The organism is Phenylobacterium sp. LjRoot225, assembly GCF_964252855.1.
Lineage (GTDB): Bacteria > Pseudomonadota > Alphaproteobacteria > Caulobacterales > Caulobacteraceae > Phenylobacterium.
The window spans coordinates 197,655-218,412 of the sequence record NZ_CAXUPL020000005.1 but is presented as its reverse complement, the minus strand read 5'-3'; the positions used below and the strand labels follow the sequence as shown (position 1 = coordinate 218,412).

18 protein-coding genes are annotated in these 20,758 nt (G+C 67.7%); 13 read left to right on the top strand and 5 right to left on the bottom strand.

The genetic code is table 11. The features are described from left to right. The first annotated feature begins 102 nt into the window (after nt 1-102). The 6 genes from ACSQ2B_RS24500 (at nt 103) to ACSQ2B_RS24475 (ending at nt 8,588) form a co-directional block, all read left to right on the top strand. Nucleotides 103-1,452, top strand: coding sequence for a hypothetical protein (locus tag ACSQ2B_RS24500; protein WP_436054017.1), 1,350 nt, complete (start codon nt 103-105; stop codon nt 1,450-1,452). Nucleotides 1,453-1,500: 48 nt separating this feature from the next. Next, nucleotides 1,501-2,148 (top strand): carboxymuconolactone decarboxylase family protein, encoded by a 648-nt coding sequence (locus ACSQ2B_RS24495; RefSeq protein WP_436054016.1) that lies wholly within the window; start codon nt 1,501-1,503, stop codon nt 2,146-2,148. A gap of 155 nt (nt 2,149-2,303) precedes the next feature. After that, nucleotides 2,304-3,029 (top strand): acetoacetyl-CoA reductase, encoded by a 726-nt coding sequence (gene phbB, locus ACSQ2B_RS24490; RefSeq protein ID WP_436054015.1) that lies wholly within the window; start codon nt 2,304-2,306, stop codon nt 3,027-3,029. Between the two features lie 252 nt (nt 3,030-3,281). After that, nucleotides 3,282-5,597 (top strand): TonB-dependent receptor, encoded by a 2,316-nt coding sequence (locus ACSQ2B_RS24485; protein WP_436054014.1) that lies wholly within the window; start codon nt 3,282-3,284, stop codon nt 5,595-5,597. Nucleotides 5,598-5,760: 163 nt separating this feature from the next. Then, nucleotides 5,761-8,142 carry a TonB-dependent receptor gene (locus tag ACSQ2B_RS24480; RefSeq protein ID WP_436054013.1) on the top strand — a complete coding sequence of 794 codons (2,382 nt, stop codon included), beginning with the start codon at nt 5,761-5,763 and terminating at the stop codon, nt 8,140-8,142. A 152-nt stretch (nt 8,143-8,294) separates the two neighbouring features. Then, nucleotides 8,295-8,588: a DUF1330 domain-containing protein gene (locus ACSQ2B_RS24475; protein ID WP_436054012.1), complete on the top strand. Its 294-nt coding sequence runs from the start codon at nt 8,295-8,297 to the stop codon at nt 8,586-8,588. Nucleotides 8,589-8,595: 7 nt separating this feature from the next. Here the strand turns inward: ACSQ2B_RS24475 and ACSQ2B_RS24470 are convergent, their stop codons facing one another. After that, nucleotides 8,596-9,537 carry a LysR family transcriptional regulator gene (locus ACSQ2B_RS24470; protein WP_436054011.1) on the bottom strand — a complete coding sequence of 314 codons (942 nt, stop codon included), beginning with the start codon at nt 9,535-9,537 and terminating at the stop codon, nt 8,596-8,598. Nucleotides 9,538-9,785: 248 nt separating this feature from the next. Between ACSQ2B_RS24470 and ACSQ2B_RS24465 the strand changes: the two genes are divergently transcribed. The 3 genes from ACSQ2B_RS24465 to ACSQ2B_RS24455 all read left to right on the top strand — a co-directional run bounded on the left by ACSQ2B_RS24465 (nt 9,786) and on the right by ACSQ2B_RS24455 (nt 12,782). Next, on the top strand, nt 9,786-10,799 hold the full coding sequence (locus tag ACSQ2B_RS24465; RefSeq protein ID WP_436054010.1) for a zinc-dependent alcohol dehydrogenase family protein: 1,014 nt from the start codon (nt 9,786-9,788) through the stop codon (nt 10,797-10,799). 152 nt (nt 10,800-10,951) lie between these two features. Continuing rightward, nucleotides 10,952-11,818 (top strand): LLM class F420-dependent oxidoreductase, encoded by an 867-nt coding sequence (locus ACSQ2B_RS24460; protein ID WP_436054009.1) that lies wholly within the window; start codon nt 10,952-10,954, stop codon nt 11,816-11,818. 73 nt (nt 11,819-11,891) lie between these two features. Further along, nucleotides 11,892-12,782 carry a TauD/TfdA dioxygenase family protein gene (locus ACSQ2B_RS24455; RefSeq protein ID WP_436054008.1) on the top strand — a complete coding sequence of 297 codons (891 nt, stop codon included), beginning with the start codon at nt 11,892-11,894 and terminating at the stop codon, nt 12,780-12,782. 4 nt (nt 12,783-12,786) lie between these two features. Here the strand turns inward: ACSQ2B_RS24455 and ACSQ2B_RS24450 are convergent, their stop codons facing one another. Next, the gene (locus ACSQ2B_RS24450; RefSeq protein ID WP_436054007.1) at nt 12,787-13,248 is read right to left on the bottom strand and encodes a nuclear transport factor 2 family protein; all 462 of its coding nucleotides are present in this window, start codon (nt 13,246-13,248) and stop codon (nt 12,787-12,789) included. 211 nt (nt 13,249-13,459) lie between these two features. Here ACSQ2B_RS24450 and ACSQ2B_RS24445 point away from each other — a divergent pair, with 211 nt between their 5' ends. From ACSQ2B_RS24445 to ACSQ2B_RS24435, 3 genes are all read left to right on the top strand, one after another. Beyond that, nucleotides 13,460-14,611 (top strand): MFS transporter, encoded by a 1,152-nt coding sequence (locus ACSQ2B_RS24445; protein WP_436054006.1) that lies wholly within the window; start codon nt 13,460-13,462, stop codon nt 14,609-14,611. 48 nt (nt 14,612-14,659) lie between these two features. Then, nucleotides 14,660-15,139, top strand: a complete 480-nt coding sequence (locus ACSQ2B_RS24440; RefSeq protein ID WP_436054005.1) for a MarR family winged helix-turn-helix transcriptional regulator — start codon at nt 14,660-14,662, stop codon at nt 15,137-15,139. Nucleotides 15,140-15,316: 177 nt separating this feature from the next. Next, entirely contained in the window at nt 15,317-16,396 is a 1,080-nt protein-coding gene (locus tag ACSQ2B_RS24435; RefSeq protein ID WP_436054004.1) for an alpha/beta hydrolase fold domain-containing protein, read from the top strand. 20 nt (nt 16,397-16,416) lie between these two features. Here the strand turns inward: ACSQ2B_RS24435 and ACSQ2B_RS24430 are convergent, their stop codons facing one another. The 3 genes from ACSQ2B_RS24430 to ACSQ2B_RS24420 form a co-directional block, all read right to left on the bottom strand. After that, nucleotides 16,417-17,055, bottom strand: a complete 639-nt coding sequence (locus ACSQ2B_RS24430) for a TetR/AcrR family transcriptional regulator (RefSeq protein ID WP_436054003.1) — start codon at nt 17,053-17,055, stop codon at nt 16,417-16,419. A 193-nt stretch (nt 17,056-17,248) separates the two neighbouring features. Next, nucleotides 17,249-19,300, bottom strand: coding sequence for a S9 family peptidase (locus ACSQ2B_RS24425; protein WP_436054002.1), 2,052 nt, complete (start codon nt 19,298-19,300; stop codon nt 17,249-17,251). A gap of 184 nt (nt 19,301-19,484) precedes the next feature. Further along, complete coding sequence (locus tag ACSQ2B_RS24420) at nt 19,485-19,745, bottom strand: hypothetical protein (RefSeq protein ID WP_436054001.1); 261 nt, start codon at nt 19,743-19,745, stop codon at nt 19,485-19,487. A 224-nt stretch (nt 19,746-19,969) separates the two neighbouring features. On the opposite strand from ACSQ2B_RS24420, the gene ACSQ2B_RS24415 reads away from it, so the two are divergent. Next, complete coding sequence (locus ACSQ2B_RS24415) at nt 19,970-20,515, top strand: GNAT family N-acetyltransferase (RefSeq protein ID WP_436054000.1); 546 nt, start codon at nt 19,970-19,972, stop codon at nt 20,513-20,515. Nucleotides 20,516-20,758 lie beyond the last annotated feature (243 nt).

The window sequence follows — 20,758 nt, the reverse complement described above, 5'->3', positions numbered from 1 at the left end:
CCGCGCCCGAAGGCGCGGCAGTTATTAGGGAGGAAACGCCCAGAATGGGCAGGACCGATCTAAGCATCGTTCAGACCGGGCGCAAGCCCTGCCATGGCGCAAATGACGAATATCCTCGCTTCCAGCGTTGACCACGTGCGCGGCGACGCGACCGGCCTGGCCGTTCCCGCCCATGGCGAGGCGCTGCGCGCCGGCGGCGAGGCCTTCCTGACCCAGGCCTTCCGCGCCTTCGGCGCGCTCCCGGCCGACAACAGCGTCGCCCGGATCACCCGGTTCGAGCCCTGCCCGGGCGGCAGCACCGGCAAGAAGTTCTTCCTTTCGGTCGAGTACGAGCGGCCCGGCCCGGACCTGCACACCGACCTCTTCGTCAAATTCTCCCGCGATTTCACCGATGCGCGGCGCGACCACGGCCGCTGGGAAATGGAGTCCGAAGTCCGCTTCGCGCCGATCTCGCGCCTCACCGGATTCCCGATCTCAACGCCGGTCGCCTATTTCGCCGACTACCATCACGAGAGCGGCACGGGCCTCTTGATCACCCAGCGCATCGCCTTCGGCGAAGGCGGGATCGAGCCGCACCACCTGAAATGCTTCGACCACGAGCTCGACGAGCCGCTCCCCTATTACCGGGCGATCCTGACGGCGCTGGCGCGGCTCGCGGCCGCGCACAAGGCCGGCCGGCTCTCCCCCGACATCGCCGTGCGCTTCCCCTTCGAACCGGCGACGGCGGGCGGCGACCCGATCCTCTACGACGAAGACGAGCTGCGCGCCGTCCTGGCGGATTGCACGGATTTCGCCGCGCGAGCCCCGCAACTGCTGCCGGCTGAGATCCGTGCGCCGGACTTCATGGCCAAGCTTGAGCGGGAGGCGCTTCGCATCCGCGAGCACGAGTCCACCATCCAGGCCTATCTGCGGGGAAATCCCGATCTCGTCGCGCTCTGCCACTGGAACGCCCACATCGACAACGCCTGGTTCTGGCGCGACGCGCAGGGCGAGCTGCAGTGCGGCCTGATGGACTGGGGCCGGGTCAATCAGATCACCCTGGGCGCGGCCCTGTGGGGCTGCCTGAGCGCGGCCCATCACGACGTCTGGAAACATCATCTCGACGCGCTGCTGGCGCTGTTTGTCCGCGAATATCACGAGTACGGCGGTCCGCTGGTCGCGGTGGAGGAGCTCAAGCTCCATCTCACGCTGCACGTGGCGAGCATGGGGGTGGCCCGGGTGCTGGCCTTCCCGGCGATCGTGCTGTTTCGCGTGCCCGGAGCGCTCAAGGCGTCCGGTCCGCACGATCCTGCGATCCTAGGCGTCGAGCCCGCGCGAAACTGCCTGCATGTCTACACGGTGTTCCTGAACCTCTGGCGGACCGGGGAGATCGGGGCGAGCCTGGACCGATTGCTTGAGCGTGCTACTGCTGCGCCGCCGGCCGGCGCCATGCGCGAGCCCATGCCCCGCTGAGAGGGCTGTCCCGCGATAGAGCGGCCGGTGTTGGATTGAGGGAACGACATGCCGAACGATGCGAGCCGCGGAGACGCCGCTTTTGAACCCGCCGCCCTGGCCGAGCGCGAGGCGCTGATCACCGGCAAGCCACCGCGGCTGCCGCCGATGACGGCGGAGGAGATGGGCCCCGAGGCGATGGAGACCGTGCGCGACATCCGCCGCGCCGTGGGCCTCGACCCCGATGGGATGACCGAGGTCCCGGACTATATGTCGACGATCCTGCGCCATACCGGCCTCTATCGGGCGTTCGGCGACTACGGGCTGCAGCTGCTCAAGGGCGTGATTTCGCCGCGCGACCGGGAGCTCGCCATCCTGCGCACCGGATGGCTGTGCCGGGCGCCATTCGAGTGGGCCGAGCATGTCGCGATCGGCCAGCGCTGCGGCGTGACCCAGGAGGAGATCGAGCGCGTCACCCGCGGGTCGTCGGATCCCGCCTGGAGCGCGAACGACCGGGCGATCCTGCGCGCGGTGGAGGAGCTGCATGCCGACGCCATGATCTCCGACGAGACCTGGGCCGACCTGGCGAAATTCCTCGACCAGCTGCAGCTGATCGAGCTGCCGTTCCTGATCGGCCACTACCACCAGGTGGCCTTCTATCAGAACGCGATCCGGCTGCGCCCGCCGCCCGGGAGCCTGGGACTTTCCGCACGCTGAGCAGGCTTGTCGGACGCCTGTTTCGCCGGGCGGGCGTTCCGTTCGCCCACCTCGTGACAGGGCTGCAATAATCTGCAACCTTTCCGATACTGTGGCGCTTTGTACAATTAAGGCGGCGTCGGTCGTCTGTGCGAAGAGCACTGGGAGGGCTTCAGATGACAAGAGTGGCGTTCGTGACGGGCGGGACGCGGGGCATCGGCCTTGCGATAGTGACGCGCCTGAAGGCCGACGGCCTGAAGGTCGCCGCCGGCTATTCCGGCAACGAGGCCGCCGCCGAAGCCTGCGCCCGCGAGTTAGGCGTCATGGTGGTCAGGGGCAACGTCGGGGTGCTCGAGGACTGCCAGAGCGCGATCGCCAAGGTCGAGGCCCAGCTCGGCCCGGTGGACGTGCTGGTCAACAACGCCGGCATCACCCGCGACACCGTCTTCCACCGCATGTCGCCCGAGCAGTGGGGCGAGGTCGTCCGGGTGAACATGGACAGTCTCTACAACATGACCCGCCAGGTGATCGAAGGCATGCGCGAGCGCGGCTGGGGCCGGATCGTCAACATCTCCTCGGTCAACGGCCAGAAGGGCCAGATCGGCCAGAGCAACTATTCCACCGCCAAGGCCGGCATGCTGGGCTTCACCAAGGCGCTGGCCCTGGAGAACGCCAAGAAGGGGGTGACGGTGAACGCCATCGCGCCGGGCTATATCGACACCGAGATGGTGCAGGCGGTGCCAGAGAAGGTGCTGCAGTCGATCATCGACCAGATCCCGGTCGGCCGGCTCGGCACCGGCGAGGAGATCGCCGACGTGGTGGCCTTCCTGGCCGGCGAACGGGCGGGCTATGTGACCGGCGCCACCCTGGCGATCAACGGCGGCCAGTTCATGGCGGGGTGAGGCTGGGTCGAAGGGCCCGCACAGGGCCTCTCGCCGCCGCAACGGCTCGAACATGTCGGAGGGGGCGGCTCGAGGGCCGCTCCCGATATGTCCGGGCGCTGACGGTATCGGCCTGTTGCTGAATTCTCCGTGGCGCGCGCGCGGCAAATAGTGCGATCCTGCCTGCAACAACCGATTGCGAGACGCCTGCAAGCGGCCAAGGGTCAAACCGGCAAGCTCACTCGCAACCCAGCAAATATCGGGGAGAACTACATGCGAATGAATGCTTTGCTCGGCTCGTCGGCCGTGCTGGTCGCCTTGGGCACCCTCATGCCGGTCTCAGCCTATGCCCAGGCGAAAGACGAAGGCGCCAGCCAGGTCAGCGAAGTCATCGTGACGGCGCAGCGGCGCTCTGAAGCGTCGCGCGACGTGCCGATCACCATCACCACCTTGAACCAGAGCCAGCTGGCGGTGGCCAACGCCAATCAGTTGTCGGATATCACCAAGCTGACGCCGTCGCTGCGCTTCGATTCGGCGGGCACCTTCGTGCAGCCGACCATCCGCGGCGTGGGCACGGCGGTCAGCACCTCGGGCGGCGGCCCGAACGTCGGCATCTATGTGGACGGCTTCTTCCAGTCGAACTCCCAGGTCGCCGACTTCCAGCTCCTGAAGGTGCGGAACATCCAGGTCCTGAAGGGACCGCAGGGCACGCTGTTCGGCCGCAACACCACGGGCGGCGCCATCCTGGTGACGACCGCCGATCCGGACAGCGATCCTGCTGGCGAGCTCAAGGCCAGCTACGCGCGCTTCAACACCGTCACCCTCCAGGGCTACGGGACGACGGGCGTCGGCGACAAGGTCGCTGTAGATATCGAGGGGGTCTATCGCAAGGGCGACAGCTTCAAGACCAATATCGTCAACGACGACCACCACGTCGGCAAGTTCGAGAACTGGTCGATCCGCACGGGCGCGAAGGTGCAGTTCACGGATTCGGTGTCCGGGCTCCTGCGTTACACCCATTCGGAAACCGACGATCCGACCTTGCAGCTGTCCAACGCCTATCTCGACCGCAGCGGACAGGCCGGCTTCTTCAGCAAGGTCTCGGCCGCCGGCCAGGCGTTCTACGGCAAGTCCAGCTCGGCCGGCGTGCCGCTGATCTATTTCTATGCTCCGACCATTCCTGGATCCTACACGATCGACCCGAATAAGATCGCGTCCGGCGACAAGCTGGTTTTCACGAACAAGTCGGACACCCTGCAAGCGACGATCAAGGCGGACCTCGGATTCGCCGACCTGACGTCCTACACCCAGTATCGTGAGGATCGTTCGGACAATAACGGAGATCTGGACGCCACGGCTTTGCCGTTCTTCTTCATCGATATCGATATTGACAACAAGACCCTCTCGCAGGAATTCCTGCTGAACTCGAAGGCGGGCACGGCCCTGCAGTGGACTGCAGGCGTCAACTACTTCCAGAACAAGGACATCTGGGATATCGGCGCCGCCTTCGGCGCCCCGCCCTTCCTTCCCTTCGGCGGTTCGGGAACAACGACGAAATCCTATGCAGCCTTCGTCGATGCGACCTATCAGCTGTCGGAGAAGTGGTACTTCACGGCTGGCGGGCGCTACAGCCACGACCTGGTCACCGAGGCCTATTTCCGGACCAATTTCACGACGACGGCCTATGAGGGCCCGGACGGAAACCCTGTCTCGACCGCCGGACTGCCCCCGGAGACGGTCATTCCGGTCAAGAGGCTGAAGAACAACAGCTTCACGCCGCGCGCTGTGATCCGCTACAAGCCGAACGAAAATTCGAGCCTCTATGCGTCGTTCACCCGGGGCTACAAGGCCGGCATCCTGAACGTCGGCGGGCTGTCGCAGGTCCCTGTCGAGCCTGAAAAGATCAACGCCTACGAAGTCGGCTACAAATATTCCGACAGCAGTTTCTCGTTCGACCTGGCCAGCTACTACTACGACTACAAGAACCTGCAGGTTTCGAGCTATCAGAACGGCGCGGCGATGATCACCAACGCGGCCACCTCCGAGATCTATGGCGTGGAGGGGCAGTTCCGCTATCGCGTGACGGCGGACTTCAACGTGAACGGGGGCGCGGCCTGGACCCACGCACGATACAAGTCCTTCCGCAATGCGCCCTACTACAGCTACTGCGACCCGGTGGCGGTCGCGCCCAGCGACATGGTCTGCGGCGCCATCGGGCCTGGCTCGCTCACCCAGACGACGACGGACGCGTCCGGCCTGAAGATGCAGCGCTCGCCCAGCTTCACCGGCAATGTCGGCGCCAACTACGGGCTGGACCTCGCCGGCGGCCGTCTGACGCTGTCCGGCAACCTGTACTACTCGTCGTCGCTCTTCTTTGATCCGTCAGAGCAGTTCAAGCAGAAGGCCTACGAGATCCTGTCGCTGCGCGCGCAATGGGTCGACCCTTCCGATCGCTATACGGTCGCGGTGTTCGGCGACAACGTCACCAACAAGCGCTACCAGAGCCAGGTTCTCTTCAATACGCTCGGCATCGGCAGCGTCTGGGGTTCGCCCGCCACCTATGGCGTCGAGCTCGGCGCGAAGTTCTGATCACGGCCGCCGCGTCAGGCGTCTTGCCTGACGCGGCCTAGGCCCCGCGCCGGCCGGGGAGGGGAGGTCGCTTGCCTTAAGCGTGTTTCCCGCCACAATTCACGCAGAACGGGATCCCGCGGCGCGCGGGGCCCCAACGATAAAAAGATCCAAGGGAGGGAAGATGGGCAGGCTTGCCGTGCCGGTCCTGTGCGGGACCGTTTCGCTTTTCGCCGTGACGTCGGCGATGGCGCAGACCGATCCGGCCGGGGCGAGCGGATCCGGGGACGGGGCGCAACTCGAAGAGATCATCGTCACCGCGCGGAAACGGGAAGAGTCGCTGCAGCGGGTTCCGGTCGCCGTTTCCGTCGTCTCGGCTGAGCAGCTCAAGAACAACCTCGCCAGCGATCTCGCCAAGATCGGCGAGCTGGCGCCGCAGGTCAGCATGTCTCAGGGCGGCTCCGGCACCGGCGCCATCATCACCGTCCGCGGCGTCAGTTCGGCGTCGAACGACGCCGGGCTCGACCAGAGCGTGGCGATCGAGGTCGACGACGTGCCGATCAGCCGCGGGCAGGTCATCTCGGCGGCCATCTTCGACGTCCAGCAGGTCCAGGTGCTGCAAGGGCCGCAGGCCCTGTTCTTCGGCAAGAATTCCCCCGCCGGCGTCGTTTCGCTCCGCTCGGTGGATCCGACCGACCGCTACGAAGGCTATCTGACCGCCGGCTACGAGTTCAGAGCCGACCAGCGATTCCTCGAGGGCGCGGTATCCGGCCCGCTCACCGACACCCTGAAGGCCCGGCTGGCCTTCCGCGCCAGCAAACAGGACGGCTGGATCCGCAACGTCGCCCAGCCGATCCAGGACTTCCTCAATCCGGCCGTGACCGATCCGGGCGCCACCATGGGCGAGCGGGGTCCCGCCGGCCACGACTACTCCGGACGCCTCACCCTGCTGTGGACGCCGACGGCGGACTTCGACGCCAAGTTCAAGCTGATGATGAACTCGCAGACCCGCAACGCCGGCAATGCGATGACCGAGCCCTTCTGCATCAACGGCCAGACGCAGCCGGTGTTGGCGGGCGTGGTTCCCCTGCCGGGCGCCGACTGCAAGAAGGACATGGTGAAGTCGCACGGCGCGGTCGCGCCGGAGTTCGCCGCCAACTTCCCCTACGCCAACGGCGGCGAGCCCTATTTCCGCTCCAAGTTCAGCCTCGCGGCGCTGACCTTCAACAAGAAGCTCGACAGACTGACGCTGACCTCGACGACTGGTTACTACAACCAGACGGTCCAGCAGATGAATGTCTCCGACTGGAGTCCGTATGCGTCCATCTGGGCGGCCAGCAAGGAGTCATACCGGCTGGTGACGCAGGAGGTCCGGGTGGACACCGATTTCGACGGTCCGGTCAATTTTATGGGCGGGGCCTATTACGAGCACTTCGTCCGGCCGTTCTTCAATGCGCCGGACCTGTTCCACGTCTTCAATCCGGCGGCGGGGAACTACACGCTGACCAACATGTCGTCGAACTCGCGCGGCGAGTACTATTCGGCGTTCGGCCAGGTCCGCTGGAACATCGTCCCGACCCTGGAGCTGGCGGCCGGCGCGCGGTGGGCTCACGACGAGAAGAGGAGCGCGATCGTCAACGCCGCGAACAACCCGAACAGCGCGACGGGCCGGGCGCTCTTGCCCTCGGGCCAGGTGCTGCGGTCGAAGTTCAGCGACAACGACATTTCGCCGGAGGTGACGCTCAGCTGGCGCCCTGAAGCGAACCGGACTTTGTACGCCGCGTACAAGACCGGCTACAAAGCCGGCGGCATCTCCAACCAGTATCTGGTCTTCGCCAACGCGACCCCGGACAATGTGAAATTCAAGCCGGAGAAGGCCCGCGGCTTCGAGGTCGGCTACAAGGCGACCACGCTGGACCGCAGGCTGCGCTACGATCTCGTCGCCTATCGCTACAATTACAAGGACCTGCAGGTCGTCTCCTATAATGCGGAGACGATCAGCTTCACCATCGGCAACGCCGCCTCCGCCCGCATCGAGGGCGTGCAGGGCTCGGGCGAATGGCTGGCGACGGACGACCTCACCTTGAGGGGCAATTTCGGCTACAACCGCGCCAGGTACCGGAGCTACCCGGGGGCGCAATGCTATGTGGGCCAACCGACGGGAACGGCCCCTGGGCAGTGTAACGGCGGCCGTCAGGACCTCACCGGCAAGTACCTGCTCCGTGCGCCGAAGTTCACCTACAGCTTCGGCGCCGACTACAAGCCGCAGCTGCTCGCGGACTGGGACACCACCTTCACGGCCCAGGCCAGCCACAGCTCGTCATACCAGGCCGCCACTGACTACGCGCCTGGAGGCCATCAGAAGGCTTACTGGCTGTTGAACGCCGGCGCGCGCCTGGGGCCTCAGGAGGGGAATTGGGACGTGGCCCTGATCGGCCGGAACCTGACGAATTCCTACTACATGCTCAACACCATCGGCTGGTCCGGCAGCGGCAACCCGAACCAGTACGTGGGCTTCTTCAACCGGCCGCGCGAGGTGGCGCTCCAGGCCACCGTGCGCTGGTGACCCAAGCGGATCCTGCCGGGGCGCTGTCAGCCCCGGTGGGATAGGCGATCGGCATGGCAGGCGACGGATATTGTCTTATCCGCGCGACCTGCGGCTGGGCTAGTGAAGCTTCCGACAGTCTCCCCAGAAGAGAGCGACGGAGGACGCCCCGCATGCCCGCCTATCTGATCGTCTATCGCGAGAGCCCGGTCCGCGACGCCGCCGAGCTGGCGGAATACTCCCGCCAGACCCGCGAGATGGCGGGTGGCGACTGGAAGCTGACGCCCCTGGTCGTCTACGGCGCCGTCCATCCGCTGGAGGGGCAGGCGCCCGACGGCGTGATCATGCTGCAGTTCCCGACGATCGAAGACGCCAAGGCCTGGTACGAGAGCCCGGCCTATCAGGCCGCCCTGCCGCATCGGCAGAAGGCCGCGGACTATCGCGCCATCTTCGTCGAGGGGCTGTAGGCCGCGCTCAGGAATCGCCGATGTCGAACAGGCGCGCGACCGGCCAACGGCCGTCGGCCGCGAGGGCGGCGACTTCCTGGCGGACGAACTCCTCGACCTGCAGCACTGCGCGGGGCGACTCGGCGGACGATTGCATGGCCAGGAACAGCTGGCGCGTGACCTTCGGATTGACGATCGGCGCCCAGGTGAGCCGACCGCTGACGGCCTCGCGGTTGAAGCTGGAGACGGGCAGCGCGGTGTAGCCCAGGCCGGATTCCACCAGCTCCTTCATCAGCTGGGAGGAGTCGGCCTGGATCTTCACGTTGAGCTTGCACCGGGCCTTCGTCGCGGCGGCGTCCAGGGCCATCCGCAGTCCGTGCGGATGGCTGGGCAGCACCAGCGGCAGCTCGGCGAGCCGGGCGAAGTCGACCGGCTGGTCCGGCCGCAGCGGCGAATCCGGCGGCCCGACCAGCATCAGCTCGTCCTCCAGCAGCTTGGCCGCATTCACCCCGACCGGGGTGGGAGGGCCATAGAGGATGGCCGCATCCAGCTTTCCCCGCTGCAGCCCGTCCAGCAGGGGACCCGACGAGCCGTCGACGATCTGCAGGGAGATGTTCGGCGCAAAGCTCGCCACCCGGCGCGCCAGCGGCCCGGCCAGGACATAGACCGTGGTCGGCGGCATGCCGAAGACGACGGTTCCGCCCGGCTCCGACGGCAGGGCGCGGACTTCGTTCAGCGCGTGCCCGACCTGGCGCAGCGGACCGGTGATCCGCGCGCGCAGCGTCTCGCCAGCCTCGGTCAGCTGCATGCCGCGTCGCCCGCGGGTGAAGAGGACCACGCCGAGCTCCTCTTCCAGCAGCCGCATCTGCCGGCTGAGCGAGGGCTGGGCGATGTGCAGGTGTTCGGCGGCGCGGCTGAGCGAGCCATGCTCGGAGATGGTTATGAAGTAGCCGAGCCGCTTGAAGTCCACGCGCTGTCGCCCTCGGTAATATAGCCTTCGGGCATAGCCCGAAGACGCAAACTGCCCCGGTGATATGCGGGGCTGGACGCACAGGCAAGGCGGAGCGGAGGCCGTCGCGCGACGGCGCTGGTATAGCTTGGCGCTATATCAGCCGACGTATTTTGACTGACTTGCGGGCCCCGCCGGTGGGCTATCTAAGCGCAGCGCCGAACTCAAAAACGAGCGGGAGGAAGCATGGCCGGGGAACTGGTGTTCGCATGAAAGCCTACCATTTCGACGCCTTCGGAGACGATCTGGCCAGCCTGAGGCTGGGCGAGGACGCGGCGCCCACGCCGGGGCCCGGCCAGGTCGTGGTCCGGATCCGCGCGAACGCGCTGAACTATCGCGACCTGGTCGTCGCCCGCAACGAGCATCCGGGCCTGCGTCCGGGCCTGATCCCGGTGTCGGACGGCGCCGGCGAGGTGGTCGAGGTCGGGGCAGGGGTCTACCGGGTCAAGGTCGGCGACCGGGTGGTTCCGTCGTTCCACCAGACCTGGCTCTCCGGCCCGGCGGAGCCCGAGTTCATGCGCGGCATGCTGGGCGGCGTCGTCGACGGGCTGCTGGCCGAATATGTGCTGCTCGACCAGCAGGGCGTGGTGCGGCTGCCGGACTATCTCAGCTATCAGGAGGGCGCGACCCTGGCCTGCGCCGGCGTCACCGCCTGGACCAGCCTCACCTGCGGTCCGCCCTTGCGGGCGGGCCAGACTGTCCTGGTGCAGGGGTCGGGCGGCGTTTCGATCTTCGCCCTGCAGCTCGCCCGCATGTTCGGCTGCAAGGTGATCGCCACCACCTCGTCCGCCGACAAGGCCGAGCGCCTGAAGGCGCTGGGGGCTGACAGCGTCGTCAACTATGTCGAGACCCCGGCCTGGGGCGCGGCGGTGCGCGATCTGACCGGCGGCCGCGGCGTCGACCGGATCGTCGAGGTCGGCGGTCCGGGAACGCTCGAACAGTCGCTCGCCTGCGCCGGCATGGGCGCGCAGGTCGCCCTGGTCGGCTACGTCGGCGGCCTGGCCGGCGAGATTAGTCCCCGGCTGCTGATGCGCCCGGGCCTGGCCGTCCATGGGGTCGCGGTCGGCAGCCGCGCCGACCTCAGCGCCCTGCTCTCGGCGATGGAGGTCGCCCAGATGCGTCCGGTGATCGACCGGGTCTTCCCCTTCTCCGAAGCCCTCCAGGCCTACCGGCGCCTCGAAGGCCGCAGCCACTTCGGCAAGGTGGTGATCGCGGGGGACTGAGCCGGTCCCCCTCAGGTATAGCCGGCAGGCATAGATAGGGACACGTATTGTCTTGGCGCTATGGCGCGCGCCTGAGGTATCCCTCTCGACAAGAAGAGTGCGCACAAGGGGAGGGGAGCTTCCCGGCGCGGTCGGCGAGAAGGTCAGTGCCTATGAAGATCGGCGTTTCGTACCCCGTCACGGAAGTCGCCGGCGATCCGGATGCGGTTCGCAAGTTCATCCGCGCCGCCGAGGACCTCGGGTACGCGCACATGATGGCCTACGACCACGTGGTCAAATGCCCGCACGAGGGGCGCGAGCCGAAGCTCACCGGGCCTTATACGGACAAGGACACCTTTCACGACCCGTTCGTGCTGTTCGGTTTCGCCGCGGCGGTCACCGACAAGCTCGAGTTCGCCACAGGCGTGCTGGTGCTGCCGCAGCGCCAGACGGTGCTGGTGGCGCAGCAGGCGGCGGACGTCGACCTGCTGTCGCGCGAGCGGCTGAGGCTGGGGGTCGGCATTGGCTGGAACTATGTGGAGTTCGACGCCCTCGGCCAGGACTTCAAGACCCGCGGCAAGCGGATCGACGAGCAGATCGGCTTCCTGCGCCAGCTCTGGGCCGAGCCGATCGTCAGCTTCGAAGGCCGGTTCGACCGGATCGATCGGGCGGGGATCAATCCTCGACCGCGCCGGCAGATCCCCATCTGGCTCGGCGGCCATTCGGAGCCCGCCTATGAGCGCGGCGCCCAGCTCGGCGACGGCTTCATCTTCGCCGCCCCGGGGGCCGGCGCCGTCGAGGCCTGGGCGCGGGTCAGGCATCACCTGGGCGCGCTCGGTCGCCCGGAGGAAGGCTTCGGCCGCGAGCTGCTCGCCATCTTCGCCCGCGATCCGCAGGAGGCGGCCGACCACCTCAAGATCTGGCGTGACGCCGGCGGCACCCATGGCTGCGTGCCGTCGATGGGCAAGGGACTGGGCGGCGATATCGACGCCCACATTGAATACGTCGCCGAGGTGAAGCGGCTTCTCGACGCCGGCTGAGGTCCCTGGACTCGGGTCGGTGAACGCACCACCTGTCGAACAGAAAACAATAAGATTACGGGAGGATACGGAGATGAGCGTGACCATCGAACCCATCAAGCCGCTGATCGGCGGCGTCGTGCGGGTCGACAAGGCGCACCTGTGCGACGACGAAGTGGTGGAGGCCGTTCGCACCGCCCTCGAGGAGCGCGGCGTGCTGGTCATCCCACAGATCGCCGTCAGCGACGCCGAGCAGCTCGCCTTCACCGACCGGCTCGGCGAACGCGTCAACTTCACGCGTCGCGTGCCTGGTTCCGACGCCTCGGCGCCGGACGTCTACAAGGTCACCCTGGACAAGAAGATCAACACCGAGCCGGACTATGTGCTCGGCACCTTCTTCTGGCACGTCGACGGCGTCACCCTGGACATGGCGTTGCCGAAGGCGACCGTGCTCTCCGCGCGCAAGTTGTCGAACACCGGCGGAGCCACCGAGTTCGCCAATCTCTTCGCCGCCTATGAGCAGCTCCCCGAGGAGGAGAAGCGGCAGCTGGAGGGGTTGCGGGTGATCCACACCCTCGAGGCGAGCATCCGCCCCGTCTATGGCCACCCGCCCCAGGAGCGCCTGGATCGCTGGCGGGGCATGGCCCAGCCCATGGAGCACCCTCTCGTCTGGACCCATGCGGACGGGCGCAAATCCCTGCTGCTCGGCACGCACGCCGATGGCGTCGTCGGCATGCCGGGAGCGCACGGCCGCGCCCTGCTCTGGCGGCTGCAGCAATGGGCGGCGCAGCCCGATTTCGTCTATCGCCACAACTGGCAGGTGGGCGATCTGGTGATCTGGAACAACGAGGGGCTGATGCACCGGGTCATTCCCTACACCGACGCCGGACGCGTCATGCACCGCACCAGCATCGGCGGCCACGAGCGGCCGGGCCATCTCGCCGCCAAGGACTCGCTGGCGAAGCTGCTCGAGCCGATGGGCTGAGGGCTCAGGCCGCCTCGACCCGGGTGCGCAGGATGCGCAGCGTCTTGATCTTCCAGCGGCCGTCCGTCTTCTCGTAGGTCTCGTGGTAGTAGCCGTAGCCAATCATCTTGGCGAACGGCGCGCCGGGCGGCATGTAGAGGTGGTCGGTCATCGACCAGATGGCCTCCGCCGTCGTGTCGCTGGTGATGCTGATCTCGGAATTGTGGCCATGGTGGGCGCTGACGATCCCGACCTTGGCGAAGCCGCCGTCCGACCATGACGCCGCGCCGCGCATCACGATGTTCATGGCGGGCAGGAAGTCCTTCCCGGTCGCCGGATCGGTGCAGCAGCCCATGTAGTCGAGCACACAGTCCTCGGCCAGGACGCCGCGCACCAGCGCGCCGTCGCTGGTGTCGACGCCGCGGAAGTACCGGGCCTTGGCCTGTTTGATCTCTTCGATCGCGGACAGCCGTTCCAGGTCGTTCATCAAGCGTCTCCAGGGGCTGATCCGCCTTCCAGGCCGGCAGGCGTATGCGCGGATCGCCGCATCTCCGAGCCCCTCTCCATAAGATATCAAGACTGCTCCCGCCAAATGTTGGACGGAAGGTCTGCGGATCGCTACGCCACGCCCCCTCATGAATATCTCCGTCGCCTGTCCTCCGCCCCGGGTCGCCACCGGGACGGCCGAATTCCGCAGAATGAGCCTGGCCCTCTTCCTCGGCGGCTTCTCGACCTTCAGCCTGCTCTATTGCGTCCAGCCCCTGCTGCCGGAATTCGTGGCGACGTTTCATGTCAGCCCGGCGGAGAGCGCGCTGGCCCTGTCGCTGACGACCGCCATGCTGGCCGTGGCGATCATGGTGGCCGGCGCCTTCTCCCAGGCGCTCGGCCGGCGTGGGCTGATGTTCGGATCGATGGCCCTGGCGGCGATCCTCAACGTCGCCGCGGGGCTGGCGCCCAACTGGGGCCTGCTGCTGCTGGCCCGCGCCTGCGAAGGCTTCGTCCTGGGCGGTGTTCCCGCGGTGGCCATGGCCTATGTGGGCGAAGAGATGGAGCCGCACGACCTCGGCTCGGCCATGGGCCTCTACGTCGCCGGCACCGCCTTCGGCGGCATGATGGGGCGGGTGGGCATGGGCGTTCTGACCGAGTTCGGCTCCTGGCGCTGGGCGCTGGCCATGATCGGGCTGCTGGACCTGGCGGCGGCGATCGCCTTCATCGTCCTGCTGCCCCGCTCGCGGCATTTCGTGCGGCAGGCGGGCTTCAAGCCGATGTCCCACCTTGCCGCCTGGGGCGGACACCTGCGCAACATCGGCCTGCTCAGGATCTTCGCCCTCGGCTTCGCGGCGATGGCGGTCTTCGTCACCGTGTTCAACTACGCGGGCTTCCGACTCAAGGCCGCACCCTACAGCCTCACCCAGACCCAGAGCAGCCTGATCTTCCTGGTCTATGGCCTGGGCATCATCGCCTCGCCCATCGCCGGTCGGTTCGCCGACCGCCATGACCGGCGCATTCCGCTGCTGGCGGGCTTCGCCGCCATGGTGACGGGCGTCGCCTTCACCCTCTGCCAGCCGCTGCTGCTGTTCGCCATCGGCATCGCCCTGGTCACCGTCGGCTTCTTCATCGTCCACTCGGTGGCGAGCGGCGGGGTCGGGCGGATGGCGACCGCCTCGAAGGGCCACGCCACCTCGCTCTACCTGCTGTTCTACTATGCTGGCGCGAGCCTGATCGGCTCCGCCGGCGGCTGGTTCTGGGAGCGTGGCGGCTGGACCGGGGTCGCCGTCCTGGCGGGCGCCGTCGCGCTCTCGGGCGCGGCGGTGGGACTGTCGCTGAAGGCGCAGCCGGGCCGCGGCTGAGCCTGGTGCGTTTGTGCGGTCTCCGCGGTTCGGCTATGCCGTCGGTCCATGAGCGACCCGAGCAAGCCGGCCGGATCATCGATCTCCGGCGAGAACCGGCTCGATCCTGGCGACCTGCCAACGCTTCTGGGGTTTCATCTGAGGCTCGCCCAGGTGGCGATGCGTCGTGACTTCGCCGAGGCCCTGGCCGATCTGGACCTGACGCAGAAGCAGTACGGCGCCCTGGAGATCATCGCCGCCAACCCGGGTCTTTCGCAGATGGATCTGGGATCAAATCTGGCGAACGACCGCGCCACCATCATGGCCCTGGTGGCTCGTCTGGAGGCGCGCGGCCTGGTTGTCCGCCGCCGGTCTGCGGCGGACCGACGGCGTCAGGAGCTAGGCCTGACGCCCGAGGGACGGGCGGTCCTGGCGCGTGCAAAACAGGCGGTCGATGCTCATGAGCGGCGGATCACATCCCGTTTCACGGCCGCCGAGCTCAAGGCCATGATGGAGGGGCTCGCCCGCATTCATGGGCGTTTGACCTAAGGTCCTGCCGGCGCGTTGCGGAATCGCGGTTCGGCGCATACTGTATGTCTCACATACAATTTGAGCGGCGACACAACGCTGCGCGGGAGGAAACATGGCGGCGCGAGGCTCGCTCCTGAGCGGAAGCCCGAACCCTGCTGCGATCTCGACAAGGACCGCGCGGACCGCGGCTGAACCATGCCCGACCTGACCCGCCGGCGCCTGCACGCCGCCGCCCTGACGACGGTGCTCCTCGGCGCCTCAGGCGCCGCCCGGCCCACCCTTGCCAAGGACAGGACAATGTCGAACGACGACACCGCGCTGCACGTGCCGGCCCAGGTCATTCCGCCGCCGAAGTCGATCAGTCCGCAGGGGCAGGCCTTCCTGGCCGCGGCGGCCAAGCGCATCGCCGAAAGGTCTCGCGCCGGCGGCCCGCCGCCCAGCACGGAGGCCCAATCCGCAGCCGCCGTCCAGTTTCTTCGGCCGCGCGCCGCCGGCTTCAAGGGTTCGCTCGAGGAGATCGCCCTGCCGAGCGGGGCGAAGCTCTATCGGGTCGTTCCGGAGGGGCGCAAAGGGCGGCTGGCCGAGGTCGTCTACATGGACATCCACGGCGGCGGCTTCATCTCCGGCGGCGGCGAAATGTGCCGGCTGCTGGCGACGCTGAGGGCGCAGGACTACGGCGCGGAAGTCTATTCGGTCGACTATCGCCTGGCGCCTGAACACCCGTTTCCGGCCGGCCTGGACGACTGCATGGCGGCCTATCGGGAGATCCTGAAACGCCACAAGGCCACGGATCTGGTCGTCGGAGGATCCTCGGCCGGCGGCAATCTCGCTGCAGGGCTGATGCTGCGCGCGCGCGACGAAGGCTTGCCGCTGCCCGTCGCGCTCGTGCTGCTGACCCCGGCCCTCGACATGACCCATTCGGGGGACAGCGTCCTCACCAACAGATACCTCGACGTGAACCTCCACGGCGGCGGGGGAGAGGGGCCGAACGCCTATGCGGCCGGGAGCGACCCGACGACTCCTTACCTCTCGCCGCTCTTCGGCGACTTCACCAAGGGCTGGCCGCCGACGATCCTGGCGAGCGGAACCCGCGACCTCCTGCTGTCCGACACGGTGCGCATGCATCGCGCGCTTCGCCGCGCCGGCGTGGCCGCCGAACTCCATGTCACCGAAGCGGGCCCGCACGGCGGCTTCATGGGCGGCGCGCCGGAAGATGCGGACGTGATCTCAGAGTGCCGGCGGTTCGTCTATTCGGGGTGGGGACTTCCAGGATAAAGGGGCCGGGCGCCGCGCCGCTACGCCTGTGCGTCCGGGGCGGGGCGACGGCGCGCCGCCTCGACCAAGGCTTCGATCGCCCATCGCTTCACACGCTGGGCGCCCTCGTCGTCGAGCCCGAGCACGTCCTTGGCGACGATCAGCCCCTCCGCGCCGACAAAGAGGCCGACGGCGCAGGCGAGGAGTTCGAGCGCTTCCGGCGTGAATTCACCGGCGCAGGGCGCCAGGGCCGCGGCGATGAGCTCCGGTCGGCGACCCTGGCGCAGCGGCGCGCCCGGCTGGAGGACGTAGGCCAGCATCTGGCGCACCGACGCCTCATGCCCCTGCACAGCGTCCTGCAGCGCCTCGTCCATCAGGATCAGGCGGGTGGCCGGATCGCCGCTCGGCTCGTCGCGGAACAGCTCCGCCGGCGCCGGGGCGACGACGTGGACCATGGCCTCCAGCAGCAGCGCCTCGACACTTGGGAAGTAGCGATAGGCCGTCGCCCGCGAAACCCGTGCTTCGACCGCGACCTCCTCGAGATTCGGGGTTGGCCCGCTGCGGATCAGACGGACGGCGGCCTCGCGCAGGTCCTCGCGGGTGCGCTGCCGCTTCTGGCGACCGGGCTCGACCCCGCGCCCGATGTCGTTGGCGGCCTTGAAGCCGAAGTGTTCGTCCATCTTCCGGTCCATCTCGGCGGGCGCCAGCAGCTGGCGATTCGCTGGTCTGCGAACCCTGCTACCGCCGTTCTCAGGTGAGAAAAATGGCGGGGCGATAGCGACAGGATGTTGCAGCCCTTCGGCAAGGCCGAAACGGGTTCAGGGACGGCTCTTCGGCTGAGGAGGTGGCGACGGTCGGACGGGTTGCGAAACCTTAAGGCGCAGCCGCACCGCCCAGGGCCGCAGCCAGGCCCGGCGTGAAGCTCGCGCCGTAGGGCGCCTTGATCGAGGAGCCGGCGAAGGCCGAGCCGAAAGGCTCGGCGCGTCCGCCGAGGCAGGCCTGCAGGAAGTTCTCCGCCGCCGCGTTGAAAGCGATGTTGTTCTCCGGACGCGCGAATCCGTGGCCCTCGTCGGGGAAGAGGATGTAGGTGACCGGCAGCCCCTTGGCCCTCATGGCGTCGACGATCTGCTGAGATTCGCGGACGTTCACCCGCGGGTCGTTGGCGCCCTGGCCGATCAGCAGCGGGCGGGCGATGGCCTCGGCCTTGAACAGCGGCGAGGCGGCCTTCAGCGCCGCCTGCCCCTCGGGCGTCGCCGGATCGCCGAGGCTGAGATAGAGCTGCCGGCGGCCGGCTTCCCAGTAGGCTGGGATCGAGGCCAGCAGGGTGTTCAGGTTCGACGGTCCGACGATGTCGACCCCGCAGGCGAAGGTCGTGGGCGTGAAGGTCAGGCCGGCCAGGGTGGCGTAGCCGCCGTAGGATCCGCCCATGATCGCCACCTTCTCCGGCGTGGTCACGCCGGCCTTCACGGCCCAGTCGACGGCGTCGATCAGGTCGTCGTGCATCTTGCGGCCCCACTGCATGTCGCCGGCCCGCAGGTAGCGTTTCCCGAAGCCGGTCGAGCTGCGGTAGTTGACCTGCAGGACGGCGTAGCCGCGGTTCGCCAACCACTGCGGCATGCCGGAATAGCCGTAGGAGTCACGGGCCCAGGGGCCGCCGTGAACCAGCAGAACCATGGGGACCGGCTTGGCCGGGCGGCCGCGACCCGCCGGGTCGCTGTCCGGCGGCAGGGTCAGGTAGGAGACCTCCGTCAGCCCGTCGCGCGTGCGGATCTCGATCGGATGCATGTCCGCCAGGCGGACCTTCTCCAGCTCCGGCCGGGTCGTGAAGAGCTTGGTCAGCCGCTTCGGGCGGCGATCGTAGAGATAGAAGGTCGGCGGGGCCGTCGCCCGAATGTTGACCACGGTCCAGAGGTCGTCCGCGTCGGTGCGCGACGTCACCTCGAAGATGCCCGGCAGCTGGGTCTGCAGGAACTCCAGATCGCCGCGGATCGCCGGATCCAAAGCCGTCCACTGAGACTTCAGATATTCCACGCCGTAGGCCTGGACCCGACCGGTCTTCGGATCGGACAGGGCGTCGCTGACGTCGGCCTTGGCGTCCTGCGCCAGCGCCGTCCGGGCGCCGGTCGCGGTGTCCTGGGCCACGAGGGCGGCGGTGTCGCGGCCGCGGCTGTCGATCCAGTAACGGATCTTGCCGTCGTAGCTGTAGCCCGTCGGCGCCGTGGTCTGGGCGTCCTCAAAGGCGATGGTCTCTTCGGGCTGGGCCGCGATCTGGTTGTTCTCCACCCGGTAATAGGCGACGCCTCCATCATTCAGCGGCTTGGCCGCCGCTCGGACCCGCAACTGGGCGTCGACGCCAAACCCGGCGAAGCCGTCGTTCTGCAAGAGCTTGGTGAGCTGGCCGCTCTTCAGCTCGAGGCTGAAGACGTCGTGCCAGCGCGGGTCGCGATTGTTCAACCCGACCAGGATGCGGTCCTTGACCAGCGGGCTGATGCCGATGACCTCGACCCGGGTCTTGTCGAACGGAGTGAGGCTGCGCTGCGCGCCGGTGGCGACGTCGACGCCATAGAGCAGGAAGTTCTCGTCCCCGTTCTTGTCGTTGACGAACAGCAGCATGGAGGAGTCCGGCGCCCAGAAGTACTGCCGGATCGGCCGGACCTTCTCGGCGGTGAGCGGCCGCGCCCGGCCGGGATCGGCGGTGGGCGCGACCCAGAGGTTCATGACCCCCTCGCGCGGGGCGAGCCACGAGAGCCACTTGCCGTCCGGGCTCAGCCGGCCCGCCGAACGGGTCGGGTTGCCGAACAGCTTGGTCCGCTCGATCAGCGGGGCGGCGCCCGACGGGCCGCCGGGTGCGGTGGAGGGCTGGGCGTTGGCTGCGCCGCCTGCAAGGGCGGCGACGACGACAAGGGCGAGCAGAAGCGAGCGCAAGGGAAGCTCCACCTATAGGTTGTGGCGACGTTAGCGACGAAGCTGCGCCTCGGCCAGGGCGCGCAGCGCACGCCGAGCGCAAGCACCCCATCTCTCAACGCGCATGAGTGCGACCATCTCCGTCGAACCGGGACGGTCGGCCGCTTGCGCCGTCGCTGCGGCCCCCGCTGGCTCGGCGCTCATCCTAGCGGCTCGGCACGAAGCCGGCGCTGGTCAGCTGGAGCCGCCGAAGATCGAGACCCATCTCGTTGCGGAAGCGTATGACGGCCGCGTCGCCCAATCGGCGCGCGCTGATCGCCGATTCGGCCCGTTGCTCGTTGAGGATGTCCGACAGCACGTAGTTGTTCGGCATGACCGTCGGCATCTCCTGGGCTGCAACCGGGGCGACCGCCGTCACCGTCAAGATCGCGAGCAGGGTCAGTAGAAGCGCCAGACGGTGAAGCATGACGGCGCTCTCGTCTGCGCCGCTCCCTGAGAGGCTTGGCCTGGTCGCGACTCCGCTCGTCTTTCGACGCCCAAACGATCTTCTTGTGCGCGGCGATTGTGCTAGGCGCAGCTGATGACGACCGTGGGGCCGAGAGAGCGTGAGTTCGCCTTGATGCGGCGTTATCCGGGCAAGTCGCGGGGCGGCGGGGTGGACCTGCGCCGCGTTCCCCTTGGAAGCTGACCATGGCCGTCGAGATCCGTTTGCGCCTCGCCGAGGCGGAGGACATTCCCGTGCTCGCCCCCTTGATGCGCGAGGCGATCGAGGCGCTGTTGAGCCCTGTCCTGCCGCCGCACCTGGTGGCCGCGTCCTTCGAGATCATGGGGCTGGACCGCCAGCTCATCGCCGACTGCACCTATTACGCCGTCGAAAGCGGCGGCCAGATCGTGGGCTGCGGCGGCTGGAGCCGCCGGGCGACCCTGTTCGGCGGTGATCACACCCACGGCCGCGATCCGGCCATGCTGGAGCCGGGGCGGGATCCAGCGCGCGTGCGGGCCATGTACACGCGTCCGGACTGGACGCGGCGCGGCGTCGGTCGGCGCGTCCTTGATCATTGCGAAGCTGCCGCGGCCGCCGAGGGCTTCACCGCCTGCGAACTCGCCGCCACCCTCGCCGGCGAGCCGCTCTACCGGGCCTGCGGCTACCAGACGGTCGAGCGATTCGAGGCGCCGACCTCGAGCGGCGACTCTGTGCCCCTGATCCGGATGCGCAAGCCCCTGGCCGGGGGTTGATCGGCGGCTGATCGACGGCCGGAAGCCGCCAGTTTGCCGCATATTTCGCCTTCCGGGCGCCTGAAGGCGCGATTGTTACCTACAAACTGAGCATGTGACGGCCGCCGTAACGCACCTGTGTTGCGCGACGCTTGGTGGGCTGCATTCCTTCCTACGCAAGTTGACCTGCGCCAAAGTTGCGGCGCCGCCAAAAGTTGCGGCCAATAAACGAGTCAATGGAAACGCTTGGTTAGAGGATATCGC